Genomic DNA, 20458 nt, shown 5'->3' with positions numbered 1-20458 from the left:
TATTTACTAGTATATACGATCTATGTATAAAAGAGGTTTCAATATGATGATATTTTTTTAAAGAAAGATCCATGACAAAAATGATTCATGTCGTAAAAGAAGTGTTTCATGTGAAACATTGTCGAATGTTCCCGTTACACAGCCTCTCGCTTAAAAACAGGGCGCGCACCCACTTCATATGTTGATATAGAAAATTCATGTACATAGCTGTGATAAACCCTTTCATTTCCTTCCGTTCATGACTTTCTTTATACTTATGGATAGAATTCAACGTATTGATGAAAGGGTGTTGATGATGCCATCACTTCATATATTAGATCAAGTCGCCATCCCTAAAGGCCAATCCGCACAAGAAACATTGGTTCATACGACAGAGCTGGCCAAGCTTGCGGAAACACTGGGGTATGAGCGGTATTGGTTTGCTGAACACCATAGCACGAGAGGACTCGCGAGTACAGCGCCTGAAATATTAATGGCACATATTGCTTCACACACATCGACATTGCGCACAGGCTCTGGGGGGATTTTACTCCCGCAGTACAGCCCTTTTAAAGTAGCAGAAGTCACCCGCCAGCTTGAAGCCCTTTACCCTGGGCGGATTGAGATCGGGGTTGGTAAATCCCCAGGCGGAATTGAACGGACGAGACTCGCTTTGACAGACGGCGTGAAGAAAGAACTGTCTCAATTTGACCGCCAGCTGGAGGACCTTCTTTTTTACTTATCTGACAGCCTGCCTTCTGGTCATCGGCATGCAGGAGTGAAAGCGGCTCCGCTCATTGATTCTTATCCGCCAGTCTGGCTGCTTGGACTCGGGGAAAACAGTGCCATCCAGGCGGCATCACTTGGAATCAACTATATTTTCGGACATTTTATTCATCCTGCACGAGGCCGGCAAGCTTTTGAAGCGTATCGGTCACACTTTTCTCCATCCGTTTTCTCACGTCAGCCTCAGTCTATGTTTGCTGTCTTTGTGATCTGTGCAGACACAGACGAGCAAGCAAGCCGCATTGCCACCAGTACAGACTTATGGCTACTTCGGGTTGAAAAAGGGCTGGACAGTCGCGTTCCTTCTATAGAAGAAGCAGAGAACTATCATTACACTGAGCAAGAAAAGAAAAAAGTGTTACAAAACCGCCAGCGAATGATTGTTGGCTCAAAGCAAACAGTGAAAGAACAGCTGCAAATCTTAATGGACCGCTATCAAACGGACGAGATGATGATATTAAACAATTCATTTGATCCAATGGAAAAACAGCGTTCCTTTGAACGAATCGCAGAACTATTTTGAAGCCAATCTTTCGTTGGCTTCTTTTTTTACATTGTTATAAAAAATGGGAAATGTAACATCGAGATGTCAAAAAGCTTCCTTCTGTCATCTGATCGCAAATGTGTCTTCTAATCGTTAGCGAACTGTAAACGCATTGTAGGTGTACCTTTTATATAGTAGAGGTACATATGAAGTAACGGTTTACAATGCTGAGAAGGAAGGAGATGACTGGCCATGAATAAACGACTCGACTGGGTGGATGCGGCTAAAGGAATCGGCATTCTGCTCGTCGTTATGGCACATGTACCCATTCCTGATTCATTCAAGCAATTTATATACTCATTTCATATGCCACTCTTCTTTTTACTATCAGGTATGATGTTTCGATCATCCTCACAACCTGCTATATCATTTATACAGAAAAAAGCGAAAAGCTTGCTCTTACCTTATCTCTATTTCTCCATTATTACGTACGTTTTCTGGTTCACGGTGACCCGATTTTTCGCCTTTAAGGGGCAAACAGATATTGATCCCTTCGTTCCATTTACGGGAATTTTCATTTCAAATGCCGATGAAGCAAGACTGACGCATAACCCAGCCATCTGGTTTTTAACGACGCTCTTTTTAGTGGAAATGTTGTTTTTCTTAATGCATCGTCTGACAAAAGGAAAACCAGCTGTATTGATGTTACTGACCGTCCTTTGCGGTGGAGCCGGATATGCTTCCACGCTATTGTTAAACCAGAGTCTCCCTTGGAATGCCAATGTTGCGTTAACGGCTGTTGTGTTTTATTCAATCGGATTTTTAGCAAAACAATGGTTTGTGGAATTAAAAACAGATCCTACCCTTCTGTTATGTACAGGTCTGCTTGTACTGACTGCATATATGCAAAGCTTTAATTCACGAATTGATATGCGGGTCAATGACTATGGGGATCTATTCATTTTTTATGCTTGTGCACTGCTCGGTTCAGCTGCTGTTATTTATTTAAGCTTCAAATTGAAAACGTCCACGATATTGACGTATCTCGGACGTCATTCCATTGTGATTCTCGTCCTGCAATTTGCCGGTATCGATATCATGAAGGCATTTGTTTATTACGGACTAGGCATCAATATCTCTGATACAGCGCAGCTTTCTTGGACGCTCTTTTATACGATCGGTACATTGCTGCTCATGGTGCCATGTATCTCTTTCTTGAGCAAGTATCCTATGCTGCTCGGCAAACCAGCAAAGTCAGCACACCGCTACAAAGAAAAAACATCCGCCGGCTAATGGGGCGGATGTTTTTCTATTATTCATCATTTAATTGAGAAGGATAAAGCGTCATTCCTCCATCAACAAATAATGTAGTACCTGTAATATAGGCCGCTTCTTTCGATACGAGAAATGCAGCGGCGGACCCAATCTCTTTCGGATCGCCAAACGTTCTCATTGGAATTTTCTCAAGTTGCTTTTGTTTTTTCTGTTCATCTTGAAGGTCGTCATTTGATTCCGTTGCCATTGTACCTGGTGCAATCGCATTGACCCGAATACCCGCTTCGGCATAATCAAGAGCCAGCGTCTTCGTCATCATATTCATTCCTCCTTTAGAAGTAGAGTAATGAACATTGAACGGACGCGGGATCTCTTGATGGACACTGGATATATTCAAGATTGACCCTTTCACATCATGCTCCATCATATAGGCAATCGCTGCCTTTGCTCCTAAAAATGAGCCTGTGATATTCACATCAATGACCTTTTGCCATTGTTCCAACGTCATTTCATGCGGCATTGCTTCTTCACCGTTAAAGCCTGAATTATTGACGAACACGTCTAGTGCGTTAAAATTCTCCAGCGCGGCATCCATTAACGCCTGAATTCCTTCCTCTTTGGAGACATCTGCGTGTACTTTCACCGCCCTACCTCCATGCTGTTGAATGGCTTGTACTGTTTCTTCAGCCCCCTCTTCATCGCCTTTATAATTCACAACCACGTTCATTTGTTCTTGTCCAAATCTCAAGGCAATGGCTTGTCCTATGCCTTTAGAAGAACCTGTCACAATGGCTGTTTTCCCTTTTAAATCTTGATACATCTTCATTTCCTCCAATCACGTGCTTCATCTTGTTGATACACAATGGTTACCCATTTTGAAAAAAAGAAAAACACAATCCTCTTGAATACAAAGGATTGTGCTGTTCATCAAGCTAAAAGGTGTTATAAACATTCTCACATGTTTCAGCTGTGGGCTGGTAAAAGCAATGTGACTTATACCTTGCCACAAACGGCTGATTGTACCAAGTGGATGGACAATTTCCAGGCGGTTTGAAATACCAAAGGCTGAATTTCGCAGGCCAAAATCGTTCACCATTAATGTTCCTCCGTGCAAGTGTCTTTTCACTTTCTCGTGCTCGCTGATAAAAATAGCCATGCGTGACTGCCTCAAACGCATGCTCCTGATAAATCATTTGTGGAATCGTACGCAGCCCTTTAAAGTCAGAACAGTTGGCACGCAAACGATTGATGCCTACATTTCCTACAAGCAGCATCCCTTGTTTCCCTTCACCTTCCGCTTCGGCTCTCAGCAGTCTGGCCATTAAATCAATATCAGAGCTTGTCGCTCTTACCACTGCCATACATCCACCTCCCATTCATTTCTCTTTTATTTTATGTAGGGTTTCTGTGTAGATGACTGCCATTTTGAAGGGAAAAGACACATTCCGTGTCGAGAGCCTGTCTAAATACCTCAACATTTCGCTGGACAAGTGTCTCTATGTCAACAACACACAAACCTAGTGATCATACACATCACAGGAAAAAATATTCATTACTAACGACTCATTTACAAGTCATAAAAATCCTTCTATTTGCTACATCTTCTTCAAAAACAGTCATTTGAACCTATTCAATAATCCGACTCAAAACCTTAAAATATAAAATGTTGAGTTTTTACAGGAGATTTCAAACAATAAAATACACATTTCTCCTCTCAACATAGTGTCATTTTTACTACTTGAAGTGGATGAACCTTTCGAACGCACTGAGGTATTGACAGTACTTTCGCTTCATTCTACAGTAAAAAACATACAGTATTTTTCTTTTTGTGCAAAAAGAACGATATGAACTAAAGCTTTCCAATGAAATTCACCATAAAACCCGAGGAGGAAAACATCTCATGTTTAAAAAGAAATTATCCCTGTTTCTTCTGATTTTGTGTGTAACTGTTGTCGCTGCTGCTTGTAGTGGTGGAAAAGACAAAACTGCTGCGAAAGAAAGCGATACAAAAAAATCTCTTGATGCAGCTGAAGTAAAAGTAGAAAGTGCTGAGTACACTTTACCACCTCAATACGATACATCTGTTCAGGATGATCAGTATGTCCTAAAAGTGAATGTATCTGTAAAAAACATCAGCAAAGAACCATTGAATGTGGATAAAAGCAACTTTACGCTTTACCAAGATGACGCTCAGGTGTCTACCATCTCTCCTGATGACTACAACGAAGTATTATCTTCAAGCTCTCTAAATGCAGGTAAAGTATCAAAAGGTGGTCTTTTCTTTGTGGTTGATAAAGAAAAAGACTATCAATTGGTTTACACAGAGCCTGGTTCTGGATCGAAAAAAGATGACAAAACACTAGAATTCGATATTAAAGGAAAAGACTTGATGAAAAAGGCAGATACACTTCAAGCGTCTGCAAAAGCCCTTTCTTCTTATATTGATGTCATGATTTTTGGTAAGAAAAATGACGATTTCGAAAAACTAACAGGTGATAACAAATCAACTGTCGTAAACGAATTTGATAAATCATTCAAACAAGGCTATATTTCTTCTTCTGGTATTTCATCTAGCTCAGCAAAAGACGAAAACCTTGATAAGCTTCTAAAAGCTGTGAAAGAAACATTAGCTGAAAAATCAAAAGTATCAACGAAAACAAAATCAATCAGCGGTGATAAAGCTGTCGTGACTGTGACACTTACACCAATTGATGCAAGCCCGCTTGTCGATCGTTTAAAAGAAAAAGCAACTGAATTCTACAGCAAAAACCGTACAGCATCTTATGATGATGCTCAGAAATATCTACTTTCTATCTATCCAGATGAATTTAAAAAATTAGGACCATCATCTTCTGAAGAAACAGTAGAAGTGAACATGAAGAAAAACGATATCGACCAATGGAAACTTGATTTGAACGACTACAAAACAAGCTCATTGGTTGAAAAGTTCATCAAGAACTAAAGAAAACCCCCGGTTCCCGGGGGTTTTCTTTAGTCTTTTTTCGATTGATGTCTATATTTGATTCCGACATACAAGCAAGTAAGGAAGAAAATGGTGACCCACACCCACAAGACATTCACCATCAATAATGTGGTGGCTACTACGATCAAAATTGTGAGATCTAGTTTTTTTTCTAGTTTTTTATGGGTGAGAACGAAAATGATTAGTAGAAAAGCGATGAAACAGGTGATTCCATAACTGAAAGCTGCGGGCAATTTTCGCACCTCCTTATTACAAGGCCTATACTGACAAAAGGATACAACATACTATGAAGATGAATTCCCCTTTTCAGCATCATATCCTTTTATGATGTCAATCGGATCAACTGCATCATCTTCTTGTATGTATTCCTCTACATAAGGAGTGATTAATTTCTCGAAACTTTGCTCATCGCCTTCATAGTCAGATGGGAATAAATGTGCAACAGAACTACCTGTTTCTAAAGCTCTATCAATTGCATTTCTCAATTCTATCAGTCCTTTTTTATTCCCTAAAATGAAAGCTTCAAAATGATGTGTTTGCTGAGCATATATATTACATAACCCCAAAACATCATCATCTTCTAATTGATCACTCATATACAAAACCCCTTTTAAGTGAAATGAAGTCAATTTTACACGACTGAGCATTTTTATTCTATCACCTCATTCACATTGTGATCCCTTTTTTATCACTCACTTAAACATACAAAACAAAAAACTTGTAGAAAAAATCTACAAGTTCTTCATTTCTATCAATGAAATGTTCTTTCTATTTCGCAAGCATCCATTTCTCTTTCATAAACAAACTTCTCACGATGACAAACAAGATCATCACTGTCAGCGCCGAGGAGCCGAGCGTCAGGCCAATCGACATTGGGTCAACGATGCCAAACATCAATTGCTTGCATAGTGCGTGAATATTAAGGAATGGGATCGCAAAGTAATACGTATCTAGCTGCATAGCGCCTGCTCTCATGGTGAAAAACATCGGAATCACACCTAGTGTAATGATCATGGACATGTACGATTGTGCTTCTTTCACTGAGCTTGAAACGACACTGAGCAGCAGTTCAATCATGGATACCATGAATGAGAAAATAATTAATGCCGCAAACATAACACCGATGATGCTCCACACTTGATCTCCGAAGTTCAGCGCTTGTTTCAGCTTTTCTGTAAAGAGCAATGTAGAGAGCAGCAGCATACCAATCGCCACAATGCCACTTAATATACCAAACATAGAAACAGCTAGCCATTTTCCAATCAAAAGCTGAAGTCTGCTGGCCGGTGTCAGGAATAAAGCTTCAATTGACTTTCTATCCTTTTCACCTGCTACGATATCAAGAGCAGCTGGCAAAGCACCTGAGATCACGGACGTCACTAAAATCATTGGAAGGAGAATCGACAGCAGCATGGTGGTCACACCGTTTTCTCCGTCCCCGTCCTCTCCTTCTTGCACATCAACCGATTGCACCTCAAACGGATGAATCACTGACGATTTGATCTGATCCTGTGCCAAACGCTTTTCTACGACTTGATTTTGATATTGTTCAAGCAATGATTGCAGCATTTGAACCGCAATCACGGAATCATCATCTGTTGGATACCCATGGACTTTAATGGCAAACGATGTTTGATGCTGAAGCATATCGCCTGCATCTTTTGGCATTTCTAGATAAGCATTTGCCTCACCGTCTTTAACGGCTTGCTGCGGGTCATCAAATGTTTCAAGTTTCAGGTTTTTCACTTCTTTGATCATATCATTCATATCGGACGGAAGCTTTTCATTGATTGCGACTGTATACGTTTTATCGCCTGGATCAGCGATCATGCTTTCGTAGAAAAACACGAGTCCGAGCATCGTCAAAAGAGGGATCAACACTGTTAAGAGCAACGTTTTCCTGTCTCTGAGCGAATCTGTCATTTCTTTTAAAAAGACGGTTTTCCACATTATGCATTCCCCCTTGCGAGCTTCGACATAAAGATGTAATTCAAGTCTTCACTTTGTTCCTGTGCATATAATTCTGGAAGCGTTCCTTTGTACACGAGCTCCCCTTGATGTATCATCATGACACTGTCACAAAGCAGGCTGACTTCTTCCATGATGTGGCTTGAAAATAGAATCGTTTTATTTTGCTGTTTCAACTGATGAATAAACTCTCTGAAAATATTACTCGATGTGATATCTAAACCTGTTGTCGGTTCGTCAAACAAAATAATGTCAGGGTCATGAATCAATGTTCTGGCAATCGCCACCTTTTGCTTCATCCCTCTTGAAAATCCTTTTACCTTGCGATCCATGTACTGCCTCATCCCGAATCGCTTTGCCAAATCCTCAATTCTTGCTTTGATTTCATGCTGATCTAAGCCATATAATTTCCCAAAGTATTCAAGGTTTTCACGAGCCGTCAAACGGTCATAAAGTCCCGTCTCACCGCCAAATAAGACCCCAATTCGCTTCTTCACTTCAGTTGCTTCTTTGACTGTATCAAAGCCTGCGACAGTGACTGATCCGTGCGTAGGTTCTAATAATGTGGCAACGGCGCGTAGTAATGTGGTTTTCCCCGCTCCATTTTCTCCTAAGATGCCGACGACTTCTCCTTCCTTCACGGAGAATGTCATATGTTTCATCGCCTTTACGACTTTTTTCTTATCTGTAAACCAGCAACTACAATCGCTGAGAGTAATCATTTGGTTCGCCCCTTTCGACTATCTACGTCTATGATAGAAAAAATACCGCCTGTCTGACATAAAAATGTCGCGAAACGTCCTTTTTCTGTCTTGAAATGATCCATTTTAAAAAACAAATGGTAAAATAGACAAATAATAAGAAGAGTCATAGGTGATTTTTATGATAAAAGTAGGTCTTGTCGATGATTACCGAGTGGATTTAGAAAAGCTGCATGCCATTGTCGGCAGAATGGATGCCGTTGACATCGTTTTTGTGACGCAGTCAGCGGAGGAGGCATATGAGAAGGTCAAACAGGGCGACATTGATCTATTGTTTGCAGACATTGAGATGCCTGGCATGTCAGGCTATGAATTAGCAGACCTTATTCACTCTCATGCACTGAATGTGGATGTTGTATTTGTGACGGGAAACAGTGGGTATGCTGTCCATGCCTTTGATTTGAATGTCCATGATTATATTATGAAGCCTTATCAAGCTGATCGAATCGCCAAATCCTTAGAGCGCTACATGTCCACCAAGCAGGAGAAAAGCATTCACGGACGGCTTCTCATCAAGCAGCAATCAGATATCCATGTACTGCAAAAAAAGGATGTCATCTTTGTTGAACGTACTGGCAGGTCGACGACCATTGTCACAACAACAGGAGATATTCAAACATACCAAACTCTCAACGAGTTAAAAGGTGATTTAGCTGAGAAAGACTTTATCCGCTCCCACCGCTCGTTTATCATCAATATTCATTATATCAAGAACTTTTCGGCGTATGCCAAAAATTCATTTATCGTGTCTTTTGAAGGGACTGATAAAAAAGCCATGATGACGAAGCAGCAATTAGAATACTTTAAGAAATACTACTTTTAAGGAGAACGAACGTGAACGCTTGCTATCTTGGATTTCGCATATATACGCTCATCTGGCTGGGTCTTGCAGTTCATGCTGCTGCTAACGCTGTTCTGCCTTTGTCATCAAGCATGGTGTGGCTTCTGACCTTTTGCATCTTGTGCCTTTACACCTTTTTCATTTACAAAAGGTTTTGGCTAGTTATGAGTGGTTACATGATATTAGGCGCTTTTGTGCTCATTACCTGCTCAGGCATTTCACTTTTTCTCACGCACGGAAATGGACTAAGCCATCTTTTAACTGTCATCATCATTTTGACAGCCGATCTCCTTTCCATCAAGATGATGCAAACGGAGCAACGATTAAATGGACGGCTTCAAGAGCTGATTCATGCTGAGTCGAGAACCAATGACTTGCTGCTTGAGCTGCGAAGTAAACAACATGAAACAGCTAGACATTTAAATGCCTTTTCCGCATCGAATGACGAGCATGAGATCAAAGATTTGATTGAGCAATACGTGAAACATTTCCCTTGGATCAAAGGGGAAAATGCTTATTTGGCTTCCACCCTTCATTCCTTTTTCCAGCGGGCTGAAAAAGAGGACATCGCCCTTTCACTAGATCTTCAAGCACCCTTTTCTTCTCTGCCTTTTTCTAAGGCGGATCAGGTGAGTTTTACTGGCAACCTGCTTGATAACGCATTAGATGCCGCCATTGAAGCGAAGCAAGCTGGGAACGAAGGAAGCATCTCGGTCATGACTTCCATACGGAGCGGGCTCTTTTTGATTCATTGTGAAAACAGTACGAAGGGAATGGAAAAACACGTATTAGATCATCTGTTCAAGACGTTTGGCCGCTCGGCAAAAGGCGGTGATCATCAAGGTATGGGTACTTATATCATTCATCAGCTTGTTGAAAAGGCAGACGGCACGCTTGATTTTACGTATCGTTCTCCAAACCTGAGGCTCGTGATCAAGATTCCTCTCACAATGGCATAAAAAATAAGGTGCTACTTGGCACCTTATTTTTTATATTAAGAAAAGATCTGATCGATTTCGTTGATTTCTTCTTTTGTTAATTGAACATCGTTTGTTTTCAAGTTTTGTAAGACTTGCTCGGCTCGTTTTGCACCAGGAATAATGGCATCAATGCCATCCTGCGCCAACAGCCACGCCAGCGCTACATGGGCTGTTTCGGCATGTTTTGATTGCGCAATGGCCTTCAGTTTGTCTACTTTTTCGAGGTTTTGAAGGAAAGCATCGCCTTGGAAAAGCGGGTCCTTTGCTCGAATATCATCAAATGTCGCATCCTTTGTAAACTTCCCAGTCAACAGGCCTGACGCCAATGGAAAATAAGGGATAAAGGAAATCCCATGCTCCACGCAGTATGGGAGCAGGTCTTGCTCTGCCTGACGTTTCAGCAGAGAATACTCTGATTGAAGCACGTCTAGGTATCCATCTCGATTAAAGGTTTGAAGCTGTTCAAAATCAAGGTTTGATGCCCCAATTGCCCGGATTTTCCCCTCATCCTTCAATTCCTTTAAAGTACCTGCCACTTCATCCAGCGGCGTGCGGCCATCTGGGAAATGCATATAGTACAAATCAATATAATCGGTTTGGAGCCTCTTCAGGCTGTCTTCGACTTGCTGTCTTAAGAAATCTCGGCTATTATCCAGTTCGATTTGCCCGTTTACCTCTTTATGAGCCCCTTTTGTCGCAAGAACCAGTTCGTCTCTGCCGCCTCTTTTGGCAATGATCTCACCAATCAATTCTTCTGAACGGCCCAGCCCATAAATAAAAGCAGAATCTAAGAAATTGACACCATGATCAAGAGCTGTTTCTACCAGCTCCCGCCCTGCATCTTCACTCAGATTCGGGAATAAATTATGCCCGCCTACTGCATTTGTTCCAAGCCCTATCGGATTCACCTGTAAATCAGTTCGTCCAAGCGTTACTTTTTTCAAAAGCTCATCTCCCTTATCTGCTTAATCATCCTTATTTTCCCATGAATCATTTTCAACATTCAAGTATTCTGCTCTCTTAAAATCAATCTGGAGGTGGACGCTTTGAAAGAAAAAGATTCGTATGATGAAGATACACTTAAACGAAAAGTTTTGCGATGTGAATCCTAACACATCTTTTGAAATGAAAACTACCTCCGTTTCAAGATTTTTACACACAAAACATTTAAAACTCATGATAAATAGATAAATTAATTCTTATTAACTAGTATATTCTACTTATTAAATTCCGTTTTTTATAGGTATTTGTGTAAAAATCTATCAAAGATAGGGACTAAAACCTATTCCTCATCACGAATGAAATTCGATAGAATGAATAGTGCAAATCGTCATTAGGATATTTTCCCCTTTAACACCCGAATATACCATTCTATCTGTTTCTTTTTTCTCAGTCAGATAGCGGGAAGAAAATGACGAAAGAAAAGCAAAGGAGCATCAACTGTGAATCTTAAAAAAATAAGTGCACTCCTCATGATTTCATTCGTGATGATCATCTCTGCAGCCTGCCAGAGCTCAGCAAAATCAACAAAGGCTGACCAAAAATCAACAAAAACAGCAGAGGTAAAAGTGAATAGCTACGAATACACGTTACCAGAAGACTCAACAACTACCTTGCGAGACAATGAATTGGTGTTAAAAGTTAACCTGACGATCACCAACAAAGGTGACAAAGCCCTTTCACTATATAACTCTGATTTCACCCTTTATCAGGACGATGCCAAAGTCTCTGATTTAAAATTCTACGGCAGTAAAGACCGCCTTGATCTTGGGTCATTGAACAAAGGAAAATCACTATCAGGAGCTCTTTATTTCCTAGTAGATAAAGGCAAAAAATATCAGTTCGTGTACCAAGATAGCATCAAGAAAAACAGCGATTCGATCGAAATTGAACTAGATGGCGAAAAGATACTGGATACAGCGAAAAAGCTAGATAACCCAGCAAAAGCGCTATCTGCTTATACAGATCTCATTGTTTTTGACAAAAAGAATGATCAATTCTCAGAATTAACAGGTGACAATCAATCAGATGTCGTTAATAAATATCACGAAATGTTTGTGAAAGACTTCAAGAGAAGTGCAGGCATATATGGAAACGAAGTCAGTGACCGCGATATTTTATCCATGTACAAACGCATGCAAAATACAATGAAGGATAAAGCGAAAGTGGAAACAAGTGTGAAAACCATCTCAGATGACGAAGCGAAGGTTGTCGCTCAAGTAACCGGTATTGATGCTTCTAACTTAAAAGACAAACTAGACAAACAAAGAGATGAGTTTTACAACGGCAAAATCCGTTCGAAAGAAGAATTGTATAAGAAAAGCTTGAATATGTACGCCTCTGAGTTTGAAAAGCTTCCTCCAGTCTCAAGCCCTGCTGAGTATGAAGTGAAAATGAAACGTAACGGAGATGGCCAGTGGAAAATTGACCTCAATGATTATAATACAGAGCAATACATGAGTGGTTTTATTAAAACAAGATGATGAAAAAAAGACGCTGGCTCCTTGAAAGGTGCCGCGTCTTTTTTCATGCTATGATACAGTCGTCTCTTGCTCTTCTTTGACCGCTTTTTCAATGTCTTTAAATCGGCTCGATACAGTGGACGCACTAATACCATACTTTTTAGCAACTTGTGCTTGAGAAAGCGGGGCATCGCTTGCAAGTGAATGAATATAATATTCGATTCCCGCAGCAAATGACGCCGCTTTACGGATCACAGGTGCTTTCTGATCACAGTAAGCTTTCCAAACTGTTAAAGCGCCATCTGTCAGGCTTTGGTCACCGTGCTCTTTCATCCCGTCTTCAATCAGCTTGGCTGTTTCCAACTGAACGTCACTAGCCCAGTTCATCCGATCTGCTGATAGTCCTACTGTACTTCCTTCTGTTTGAGCAGGCGCTTCTGTTTCTTCAACTTCTTGCTTCGCAAACATACACTTCAGCACTTCAGGGAAGGCTTCTCTCATAAATGTGCTGCGTGCTCCTCCGTTTGCCTCATGTGCTTCAACGAGCTGGCGAACCTGAAGAAGAAGCGTATCAGTAAACTCTTTCGCAAACATCGTATATTGAATGAAAAACTCTGCCTTTTCTTCAAACTGAACAGGGAAACCTAGAACAAGACTACCTTTCTCAGGGAGCACTGTTTGATCCGGCTTCACATCAACTTCAACCTTCTCAGCTGTCACCATATTCTCAAAGTAAAGAGACTCGTCCGTTTTTTCATTTAATAAAAGCAAAGATGGCTCCATGTCTGTCCAAGATTCAACCACTTGTCTTGTTTTAGGACGGGTAATATCTTCTGCTTTTTTTGTCAGGAATTCTTGGAAGATGGTCTCTTTCTTATCTGTTAATGGGCGGAAGAAAATGCCCCATACACTCAAATGAAAGACTGAGATTTGTTGCGTTTCTTTATCCATATCTGCTAGGAAAGAAAACTCATTAATGAATTGATTGATCGCTCTCTGCTGCTTAGAGAACGCATAATTCATTAAATCCTTTTGAACTTGTACAGCTTCCTTAAACACAAGCTCAGACGTTTGTTCTCCGCCTGACTTTTGACCACAGCAATGTTTATATTTTTTTCCGCTTCCGCATGGGCAGAGCGCATTTCGTTTAATTTTTCCCAAAATAAAACCTCCGACATTCTAGTCTAACCTCACTATTTTAACAAACGATTGCACAGGAGAGTTTTATTTTCAAGAAAAAAGAAAAATCAGAATGATCAGATAAATAACAAAGACGTCTAAAAGAGCAAGGCGGCTCATAGTCAAAAGCACTCTGTCTCTGTTTATTTTCTCCAATCATTCCAATAGATTTCCCTCAGCTCATCCCTTCGAATAGCTGCTTTGCTTCAAAATAAAAGATTTGCACGAACTTTTTCGTATTGACTCTGCCTGTTGACCCTGCGGATGAAGAAGTCTTCTGCATTTCTTTCATCCTTTGGCTGACATCAGTGAAATCAAAAAACTTCGACGCATAGTGCTCAAATTTAGGGTTTGAAAAATCTGTGAGCCCTAGTGATGCGAAATGATTTAAGGAATGATGGATGGCTCGTCTAATTCGCTGCTCTGCTGCTTTCACTTCCCGCATCACTTCCACATCCGACGCACCACGACCAAGCTTTCGTTCCGCCGTTTTGATAAATAGCTGCTTTAATGGCGGAAAATTCACCTCATGAGAATTGGCTGTCTGTGTTTCATGTAAGTAGATCAATATCTCTAGTAAATCCTTAGAGCCACTCTCTCCGACAATTCCTAATTCAGATAGGAGGAATTCCCCTGCCTCTTTCATCGTTCTTCGCTTTGATCCAGTACCTGTCTCATGAGAAATCACTGGCTCTAATGGCAGCACATGCCGAAGAGAAGCTTGAATATCGTAAATTGATTTTTCCAGCTTGATCCGCTCCATGACCTTTCGAATGACACTGACAATCTCAATTCGATTGACGGGTTTATGAATATAATATTCAATTCCAAGTTCATAGGCTTCTGCCATCATCTCTTTTGCTTCTACTTGAGATATCATGATGACCTTTCCTTTGAATTCAGGGTGAATATGACGTATGGTTTGAATGCCGTCTCTAGCTGGCATTAAAAGATCAATCAGAAGGATGTCTACTTTTTTCAGGTTCAATGAATGCGCTTCTAATCCTATGCCGTCATCAGCTTCATCCACGACCTCTCCTAGATCCTCATCCTCAATGATCTGACCTAAAATCGAGCGTATTGCACGATCATCATCTGCAATGAAAAATCGCATACACTCACCCTCTCTGTATTAAATTTTGTATCGGAAGGACAAGCTGAAAAGCTGTTCCTTTCGTTTCTTTTTGCTCAATCTGGATTTGACCGTCCAGCTCTTGAACCAGCTCTCTCACATAGGATAAGCCAATCCCAGTTGACGGTGTTCCATATGCATCAAATTTTGAGGTATATCCAGGATCAAATACAATCTCTCTCAATTTCTCAGGAATACCCGGTCCATCATCCTCAACCCGAATCTCTATTTTATCATGACTCCCTTTTAATACGAGTGAGATGGCTCCATCATCCTTGATTGCTTCAACTGCATTTGCCATTAAATTATTAATCAGCGATAAGAAAATGAACACATGATACTCATGCAAGTGAATGCCTTTTATATCAGATGTAAAGGAAATGTTCTTCCCGAGAGATAGCGCATATTTCTCTTGAATGCGAATCACGATTTGAACAAGATCCTCTGCCCTCATATAATCTTGCATATTCTCCTTGGAAATTAGCTTTGAAAGCCCAGCGTAAATACGCTGATTGTCCTTTTTGACTTCATGTATTTCCCCTGCAAGCTTGAGCAGCTCCTGACTCACTTTCTTTCCTGCCTCATGTTCATTCAGCAGACGATAGAGCCGATAGGATTCTTGCGTTATGTGCTCTGTATGATTTAACGTTTTCTTTAAATGAACTGTTTCCTCATATAAATTTGAAATGACCATCATCATATGCTCATTTTGCTTCATGATTTGTTTCTCTCTTGATTGTGCCTCATACAGCCTCATCATATTAAAAAAGCTGATGACCACGAAGCTGTGAGCAAATGCAATGAGGATCATATCACTCAGCTTTGAGAAAGTCATGGTTGTATCAAACACTAAAAATTGTACAAACAGCTCAACAAAATCAGCAAGCAGTTCAATCATCAGTCCGATCAGCCCAATAAAAATGGAACGCTGCTTAAAACGTCCTGTACGGACAACAAAGAAAAGAAAAGCATAAGTAAAGTAAAAAAAGAAGCTCGGAAACTGCTGATAAAATGACAGAGCCAGATCAGCTTTTTGCTGAATAAGATCTAAACCTACCCGAAATAGGACAATGGCTGCGCCTGTTAAAAAACCTGGCAGCAATGGTCTTGATTTTCTTAAAAGTAATAAGCAAAAGAAAAACGCAGGTGCCCCAAAACTAATACGAAATGTTTCATTCACAGGATAAAACTTCAGCTCTCCCGCAAGCGGCACAATGACGATCATAAAAATCAAAATAAATGCGTCTTTTTTGACAAGCTGGTTTAAACTCAAATGACTGACATCCCTTCCCCTGTTTACATAGCCACAGTATACAAGGAGACTCTTTGCTTCACAATGAGCAAAAAAATTATTTTCACGGCTTCTTCTCTCTTCAAAATCATTTTTTATGACTATTCTCCGAGAAGGCATGGTGACCTTTCAGCTATTCTACATTTGGAGATTGTCTACAATAATGGGAATTGTTTAGACAATTGCATACGGACTGATTTTTATTTGTAAGTTTTTCTGTAGATTTTCGTCAGATTGTGTAGTTTCCAAGATAAATTGAATGAACAATTTTAGTGAAACTATATGTAAGCGTTTTCTGAATTTTCACTAAAAACCCTTTTTGTTGTTTCGCCGCCAAAGCCTTCATTTGAACATATATTTAGGTGTAAAGGAGTGGTACAAGCAGCGCATGACAAGTTCTTTGAAGATGTGTAACATGTTTTCGTGCCTATTTGATCGCATTTTTTGTCATCCGCCAATTCAATAGGGTACTTTTTGATTTTTGATTGGAGGAATCGTATGAAAACAGCAATTTCTAATAATACACAACACGCATGCCAGTCTTCTGTTGATCAATGGGCAGAAGAAATACGTCCGTATTACAAAAACGGGCAGAACGCTGGCTACATTCCAGCACTCGGAAAAGTAAATTCCTCTCAACTTGGTATCAGCGTGATAGGCCCAGATGGATCATCTGTACGTTATGGTGATTGGGACGTTCCCTTTACCCTGCAAAGTATCTCAAAAGTCATCAGCTTTATAGCTGCCTGTTTAGGAAGAGGCGTTCCGTACGTCTTGGATCGGGTAGATGTAGAGCCAACTGGTGATGCATTTAATTCCATCTACCGCCTTGAGATGCATAAACCAGGGAAGCCCTTTAATCCAATGATTAATGCTGGAGCTATTACCGTATCCTCCATCCTTCCTGGAAAGACTTCTACAGAAAAGCTAGCATATATTTTCGATTTAATCGAAAACTTAATAGGTAAGCGTCCTTCTGTTAATGAAGAAGTTTATCAATCAGAATGGGCAACTGCACACCGCAACCGGGCACTTGCTTATTATTTAAAAGAAACCAATTACTTAGAATCAGATGTCGAGGACACGTTAGAAGTGTATTTAAAGCAATGTTCCATTGAGGTCACAACAGAGGACATCGCCTTGATTGGACTGATTATTTCAAGTGATGGCTACCATCCCTTTAAACAAGTCCAAGTCATTCCAAAAGATATCGCAAGACTAACAAAGGCATTGATGCTGACATGCGGCATGTACAATGCGTCTGGTAATTTTGCTGCTTTCGTAGGCGTTCCAGCTAAAAGTGGTGTGTCTGGAGGAATCATGGCTTGCGTTCCGCCAAGCGCAAGAAGAGAATTCCCATTTCAGACAGGCTGCGGTATCGGCATTTATGGTCCTGCCATTGACGATTGTGGAAATAGTATTACCGGTGTCATGATGCTGAAGAAACTCGCGAAAGAGTGGGATCTCAGTATTTTTTAAAAAGAACAGTGATGAAATCGAAGAGGTGATGTTATGAACGAAAAAGCTTTGCTATCTTATTTAACAACTACAAATGATTTTATTTGGACTTATCTTGTCATTGCTCTGTTACTTGGAGTAGGGGTCTACTTCACATATAGATCACGCTTCTTGCAAGTCAGAATGCTGAAAGAAATGCTGCGTGTTCTAAAAGAAGGAAGAAAAGAAAAAGAGGGAATCTCACCGTTCCAAGCATTTGCCATCAGTATGGCAGCACGTGTAGGAACAGGGAATATCACAGGGATTGCTATCGCTATTGCGATCGGTGGACCTGGCGCAATCTTCTGGATGTGGATCGTAGCGATTATCGGTTCTGCTTCGAGCTTTGTTGAAAGTACACTAGCTCAGGTGTATAAAGTAAAAGATAAAACAGGATTCCGCGGTGGACCTGCTTATTATATGGAAAAAGGGTTAAACAAGCGCTGGATGGGAATTTTATTTGCCATCCTGATCACGATCTCTTTTGGGATTGTCTTTAACGCCGTGCAATCAAATACAATCACCGTCGCTTTTCAAAACTCTTTTGGTCTAGATCGCTTAACTGTCGGAATCGTTATGGCTGTTATTTTTGCAGCGATTATTTTCAAAGGGATCAAAGCGATTGCAAAAGCATCTGAATATATTGTCGTGGTTCTTGCCGTTGCTTACATCGGGATTGCTTTCTTTGTGATTGTCACAAATATTACTGAACTGCCAGGTGTCATCAGTACGATTGTGAAGCACGCTTTCGGATTTGAACAGTTTGCCGGCGGTACACTAGGTGGAGCATTGTTACAAGGGATTAAACGCGGTCTCTTCTCAAACGAAGCCGGTATGGGTAGCGCCCCTAACGCAGCAGCAACTGCTGTCACGAGCCACCCAGTCAAACAAGGGTTAATCCAAGCATTTGGTGTGTTAACAGATACGTTAATTATATGTACAAGCACAGCCTTTCTTGTCCTGTTCTCTGATGCGTATAAAACAACCAATCTGCAAGGAATTGAGCTAACTCAGGCTTCATTAAGTCAGCACATTGGGCCTTGGGCTTCTGGATTCCTAGCGATCATGATTTTCTTATTCGCTTTTAGTACGTTAATCGGTAACTATTACTATGGTGAAACGAACATTGAATTCTTGGGAGCGAATAAAATTTGGCTCAACATCTATCGTGTGGCTGTCATTGGCATGGTTCTATTCGGAGCCATTGCCACTGTTCCTCTCGTTTGGGGTCTGGCCGACTTATTCATGGGTCTCATGGTCATCGTCAACCTCATTGCCATTACCATGCTGTCTAAAGTCGCCTTTGCAGCACTGAAGGATTACATGCGACAGAAAAAAGAAGGCAAAGATCCTGTTTTCTATAAAAACGCCGTTCCGAACAATGAACAGATTGAATGCTGGGACGACGAACCTGTTTCCTTGAAAAAGAATCAAATCGGATAAAACAAATAAGCTCTGGTCATATGATCAGAGCTTATTTCTTTATGTTAAAAATTCGAGTATGAGCTTATTCACGACATCTGGCTTTTCATGATTGATCCAATGAGTGGCATCATCGACAAAAATCAGCTGTCCATTTGGGCAAATTTTGATCGTTTCTTTTGCGAGCTTTCTGCTTAGAAACTTGTCCTCCATTCCCCAGATCATGCGGACAGGCACGAGAATTCGTTTGGAAATCGGTTTTTCAAAGCCGCCTTTTTTAATACCTCGATACCAATTCAACATGGACGTAATGGCTCCCGGCTGCGTCCATGCCAGCTTATAGCTTGAGACATCTTCCTTCGTGAACAGATGAGGTCTAGCAGACAGTCCAATGGCTTCATCCAGTCTTTGAAAGTGATTTTCTTGAAGGGCTGCCTCTGGTACATTTGGAAGCTGAAAGAACGCGATATAAGAGCTCTTCTTCCACTGCGGCGGATAAAACGGAAGGACCTTCATCATCACACGAGGATGCGGCATGTTGACGATGATTAATTTTTCTACATATTGAGAACGGGTTGAAGCAAGATGCCAAGCAACAGCTCCGCCCCAATCATGTCCGCCGACAATGGCCTTTTGATTTGGGCTCAGTGCCTTAATTAATCCCACGATATCATCTCTTAATTTGTCTAAGACGTATGATTCGACTCCTTCTGGTTTGTCACTCAGATGGTATCCCCTTTGATCAGGAACAACGACACGATACCCTGCCTCAGCCAGGGGGCGGATTTGATTTTTCCAACCATACCAAAACTCAGGAAATCCATGCAGCAGCACCAGCAGTGGGCCATCTTCAGGACCAGCCATTGCTGTATGGAGCTTTATGCCGTTTGTTTGAATATATTGAAACTCAACTTGATCCATTCCTTTTCCACCCTTTCCCCATGTCTTATCATTCTTCCAACATAGCATATTTTCCATTTTTCAGAAAATAAAAACACTCACAAAAAAACCTTTACAAGGGTGAAGGTCTTTATTTATTTCATATAATTCAGCACCCATATCAGACCATTCTTCCGATCTTGTACTTGTCCATGAAGTGCGCCAAAAAACGTATCCTGTAATTCCACAAGGACATCTCCGTCAGCTTCAAGCGCCTCGTATACAGCCTTTAACTCTTCCTCATTGTCAAACTGCATGATCAATCGAAGATTCTCCGGTTTTGGTGTGCGGCCAAATGTATCTGAAAAGTGGAGCAGTGATTCTCCAAGGTGTAGCTCAGCATGCAATACACGGTCTTGATGTTCATTTAAGATACGAATATCTCCGCCAAAAATTCCTTGATAATATTGAAGAGATTCTTTGACGTCTTCTACGACAATATAAGGACTAACGCTGATCATTTCCCTCATCCTCCTCTT

General features: G+C 40.8%; 20 protein-coding genes. 8 read left to right on the top strand and 12 right to left on the bottom strand.

Annotated elements, in window-relative coordinates; translation table 11 throughout:
• Positions 1-295 precede the first annotated feature (295 nt).
• Both NST09_RS01645 and NST09_RS01640 read left to right on the top strand, forming a co-directional pair.
• Positions 296-1288, top strand: coding sequence for an LLM class flavin-dependent oxidoreductase (locus NST09_RS01645; RefSeq protein ID WP_342493270.1), 993 nt, complete (start codon positions 296-298; stop codon positions 1286-1288).
• Between the two features lie 213 nt (positions 1289-1501).
• Entirely contained in the window at positions 1502-2542 is a 1041-nt protein-coding gene (locus NST09_RS01640) for an acyltransferase family protein (protein ID WP_035703090.1), read from the top strand.
• Between the two features lie 19 nt (positions 2543-2561).
• Here the strand turns inward: NST09_RS01640 and NST09_RS01635 are convergent, their stop codons facing one another.
• Both NST09_RS01635 and NST09_RS01630 read right to left on the bottom strand, forming a co-directional pair.
• Positions 2562-3344, bottom strand: coding sequence for a glucose 1-dehydrogenase (locus tag NST09_RS01635; RefSeq protein WP_017366553.1), 783 nt, complete (start codon positions 3342-3344; stop codon positions 2562-2564).
• Positions 3345-3456: 112 nt separating this feature from the next.
• On the bottom strand, positions 3457-3885 hold the full coding sequence (locus tag NST09_RS01630) for a cell wall hydrolase (RefSeq protein ID WP_008342138.1): 429 nt from the start codon (positions 3883-3885) through the stop codon (positions 3457-3459).
• A 539-nt stretch (positions 3886-4424) separates the two neighbouring features.
• Between NST09_RS01630 and NST09_RS01625 the strand changes: the two genes are divergently transcribed.
• A complete protein-coding gene (locus NST09_RS01625) occupies positions 4425-5486 on the top strand; it encodes a DUF4352 domain-containing protein (protein ID WP_007498351.1) in 1062 nt (353 codons plus the stop codon).
• A 29-nt stretch (positions 5487-5515) separates the two neighbouring features.
• Here NST09_RS01625 and NST09_RS01620 read toward each other — a convergent pair whose 3' ends face one another.
• From NST09_RS01620 to NST09_RS01605, 4 genes are all read right to left on the bottom strand, one after another.
• Complete coding sequence (locus NST09_RS01620) at positions 5516-5749, bottom strand: hypothetical protein (protein ID WP_227820658.1); 234 nt, start codon at positions 5747-5749, stop codon at positions 5516-5518.
• Between the two features lie 42 nt (positions 5750-5791).
• The gene (locus NST09_RS01615; RefSeq protein ID WP_017366552.1) at positions 5792-6103 is read right to left on the bottom strand and encodes a hypothetical protein; all 312 of its coding nucleotides are present in this window, start codon (positions 6101-6103) and stop codon (positions 5792-5794) included.
• A 172-nt stretch (positions 6104-6275) separates the two neighbouring features.
• Entirely contained in the window at positions 6276-7457 is a 1182-nt protein-coding gene (locus NST09_RS01610; RefSeq protein ID WP_050826896.1) for an ABC transporter permease, read from the bottom strand.
• Complete coding sequence (locus NST09_RS01605) at positions 7457-8197, bottom strand: ATP-binding cassette domain-containing protein (protein ID WP_041508193.1); 741 nt, start codon at positions 8195-8197, stop codon at positions 7457-7459. Before NST09_RS01605 ends, NST09_RS01610 begins: the two co-directional genes overlap by 1 nt.
• A 160-nt stretch (positions 8198-8357) precedes the next feature.
• On the opposite strand from NST09_RS01605, the gene NST09_RS01600 reads away from it, so the two are divergent.
• Positions 8358-9059 (top strand): LytTR family DNA-binding domain-containing protein, encoded by a 702-nt coding sequence (locus NST09_RS01600; protein ID WP_017358602.1) that lies wholly within the window; start codon positions 8358-8360, stop codon positions 9057-9059.
• A 182-nt stretch (positions 9060-9241) separates the two neighbouring features.
• Positions 9242-10036: a GHKL domain-containing protein gene (locus NST09_RS01595; protein WP_342493269.1), complete on the top strand. Its 795-nt coding sequence runs from the start codon at positions 9242-9244 to the stop codon at positions 10034-10036.
• A 35-nt stretch (positions 10037-10071) separates the two neighbouring features.
• Here NST09_RS01595 and NST09_RS01590 read toward each other — a convergent pair whose 3' ends face one another.
• Positions 10072-11001 (bottom strand): aldo/keto reductase, encoded by a 930-nt coding sequence (locus tag NST09_RS01590; RefSeq protein WP_007498377.1) that lies wholly within the window; start codon positions 10999-11001, stop codon positions 10072-10074.
• 498 nt (positions 11002-11499) lie between these two features.
• On the opposite strand from NST09_RS01590, the gene NST09_RS01585 reads away from it, so the two are divergent.
• Complete coding sequence (locus NST09_RS01585) at positions 11500-12540, top strand: DUF4352 domain-containing protein (protein WP_008342147.1); 1041 nt, start codon at positions 11500-11502, stop codon at positions 12538-12540.
• 48 nt (positions 12541-12588) lie between these two features.
• Here the strand turns inward: NST09_RS01585 and NST09_RS01580 are convergent, their stop codons facing one another.
• The 3 genes from NST09_RS01580 to NST09_RS01570 form a co-directional block, all read right to left on the bottom strand.
• The gene (locus NST09_RS01580; protein WP_342493268.1) at positions 12589-13680 is read right to left on the bottom strand and encodes an SEC-C metal-binding domain-containing protein; all 1092 of its coding nucleotides are present in this window, start codon (positions 13678-13680) and stop codon (positions 12589-12591) included.
• A gap of 193 nt (positions 13681-13873) precedes the next feature.
• Positions 13874-14812: a response regulator gene (locus NST09_RS01575; protein WP_017358606.1), complete on the bottom strand. Its 939-nt coding sequence runs from the start codon at positions 14810-14812 to the stop codon at positions 13874-13876.
• 4 nt (positions 14813-14816) lie between these two features.
• Positions 14817-16103, bottom strand: a complete 1287-nt coding sequence (locus NST09_RS01570; RefSeq protein WP_342493267.1) for a sensor histidine kinase — start codon at positions 16101-16103, stop codon at positions 14817-14819.
• Positions 16104-16619: 516 nt separating this feature from the next.
• Between NST09_RS01570 and NST09_RS01565 the strand changes: the two genes are divergently transcribed.
• Positions 16620-17600 carry a glutaminase gene (locus tag NST09_RS01565; RefSeq protein ID WP_008342152.1) on the top strand — a complete coding sequence of 327 codons (981 nt, stop codon included), beginning with the start codon at positions 16620-16622 and terminating at the stop codon, positions 17598-17600.
• A 33-nt stretch (positions 17601-17633) separates the two neighbouring features.
• Complete coding sequence (locus NST09_RS01560) at positions 17634-19061, top strand: alanine/glycine:cation symporter family protein (protein WP_046342539.1); 1428 nt, start codon at positions 17634-17636, stop codon at positions 19059-19061.
• Between the two features lie 39 nt (positions 19062-19100).
• Here NST09_RS01560 and NST09_RS01555 read toward each other — a convergent pair whose 3' ends face one another.
• Positions 19101-19961 carry an alpha/beta hydrolase gene (locus NST09_RS01555; protein WP_008342154.1) on the bottom strand — a complete coding sequence of 287 codons (861 nt, stop codon included), beginning with the start codon at positions 19959-19961 and terminating at the stop codon, positions 19101-19103.
• Positions 19962-20074: 113 nt separating this feature from the next.
• Complete coding sequence (locus NST09_RS01550) at positions 20075-20440, bottom strand: VOC family protein (RefSeq protein ID WP_008342155.1); 366 nt, start codon at positions 20438-20440, stop codon at positions 20075-20077.
• Positions 20441-20458 lie beyond the last annotated feature (18 nt).

Source organism: Bacillus sp. FSL W7-1346, assembly GCF_038593335.1.
GTDB classification, from domain to species: domain Bacteria; phylum Bacillota; class Bacilli; order Bacillales; family Bacillaceae; genus Bacillus; species Bacillus altitudinis.
The sequence above is the reverse complement of the archived record's forward strand: the minus strand, read 5'-3'. Positions and strand labels throughout refer to the sequence as shown.

Excerpts from the sequence above, each read along its gene's own strand:
- NST09_RS01645 (WP_342493270.1), top strand. The coding sequence starts at position 296 with ATGCCATCACTTCATATATTAGATCAAGTCGCCATCCCTAAAGGCCAA.
- NST09_RS01640 (WP_035703090.1), top strand. The coding sequence starts at position 1,502 with ATGAATAAACGACTCGACTGGGTGGATGCGGCTAAAGGAATCGGCATT.
- NST09_RS01635 (WP_017366553.1), bottom strand. The coding sequence starts at position 3,344 with ATGTATCAAGATTTAAAAGGGAAAACAGCCATTGTGACAGGTTCTTCT.
- NST09_RS01630 (WP_008342138.1), bottom strand. The coding sequence starts at position 3,885 with ATGGCAGTGGTAAGAGCGACAAGCTCTGATATTGATTTAATGGCCAGA.
- NST09_RS01625 (WP_007498351.1), top strand. The coding sequence starts at position 4,425 with ATGTTTAAAAAGAAATTATCCCTGTTTCTTCTGATTTTGTGTGTAACT.
- NST09_RS01615 (WP_017366552.1), bottom strand. The coding sequence starts at position 6,103 with ATGAGTGATCAATTAGAAGATGATGATGTTTTGGGGTTATGTAATATA.
- NST09_RS01610 (WP_050826896.1), bottom strand. The coding sequence starts at position 7,457 with ATGTGGAAAACCGTCTTTTTAAAAGAAATGACAGATTCGCTCAGAGAC.
- NST09_RS01605 (WP_041508193.1), bottom strand. The coding sequence starts at position 8,197 with ATGATTACTCTCAGCGATTGTAGTTGCTGGTTTACAGATAAGAAAAAA.
- NST09_RS01600 (WP_017358602.1), top strand. The coding sequence starts at position 8,358 with ATGATAAAAGTAGGTCTTGTCGATGATTACCGAGTGGATTTAGAAAAG.
- NST09_RS01595 (WP_342493269.1), top strand. The coding sequence starts at position 9,242 with ATGAGTGGTTACATGATATTAGGCGCTTTTGTGCTCATTACCTGCTCA.
- NST09_RS01575 (WP_017358606.1), bottom strand. The coding sequence starts at position 14,812 with ATGCGATTTTTCATTGCAGATGATGATCGTGCAATACGCTCGATTTTA.
- NST09_RS01565 (WP_008342152.1), top strand. The coding sequence starts at position 16,620 with ATGAAAACAGCAATTTCTAATAATACACAACACGCATGCCAGTCTTCT.
- NST09_RS01560 (WP_046342539.1), top strand. The coding sequence starts at position 17,634 with ATGAACGAAAAAGCTTTGCTATCTTATTTAACAACTACAAATGATTTT.
- NST09_RS01555 (WP_008342154.1), bottom strand. The coding sequence starts at position 19,961 with ATGGATCAAGTTGAGTTTCAATATATTCAAACAAACGGCATAAAGCTC.
- NST09_RS01550 (WP_008342155.1), bottom strand. The coding sequence starts at position 20,440 with ATGATCAGCGTTAGTCCTTATATTGTCGTAGAAGACGTCAAAGAATCT.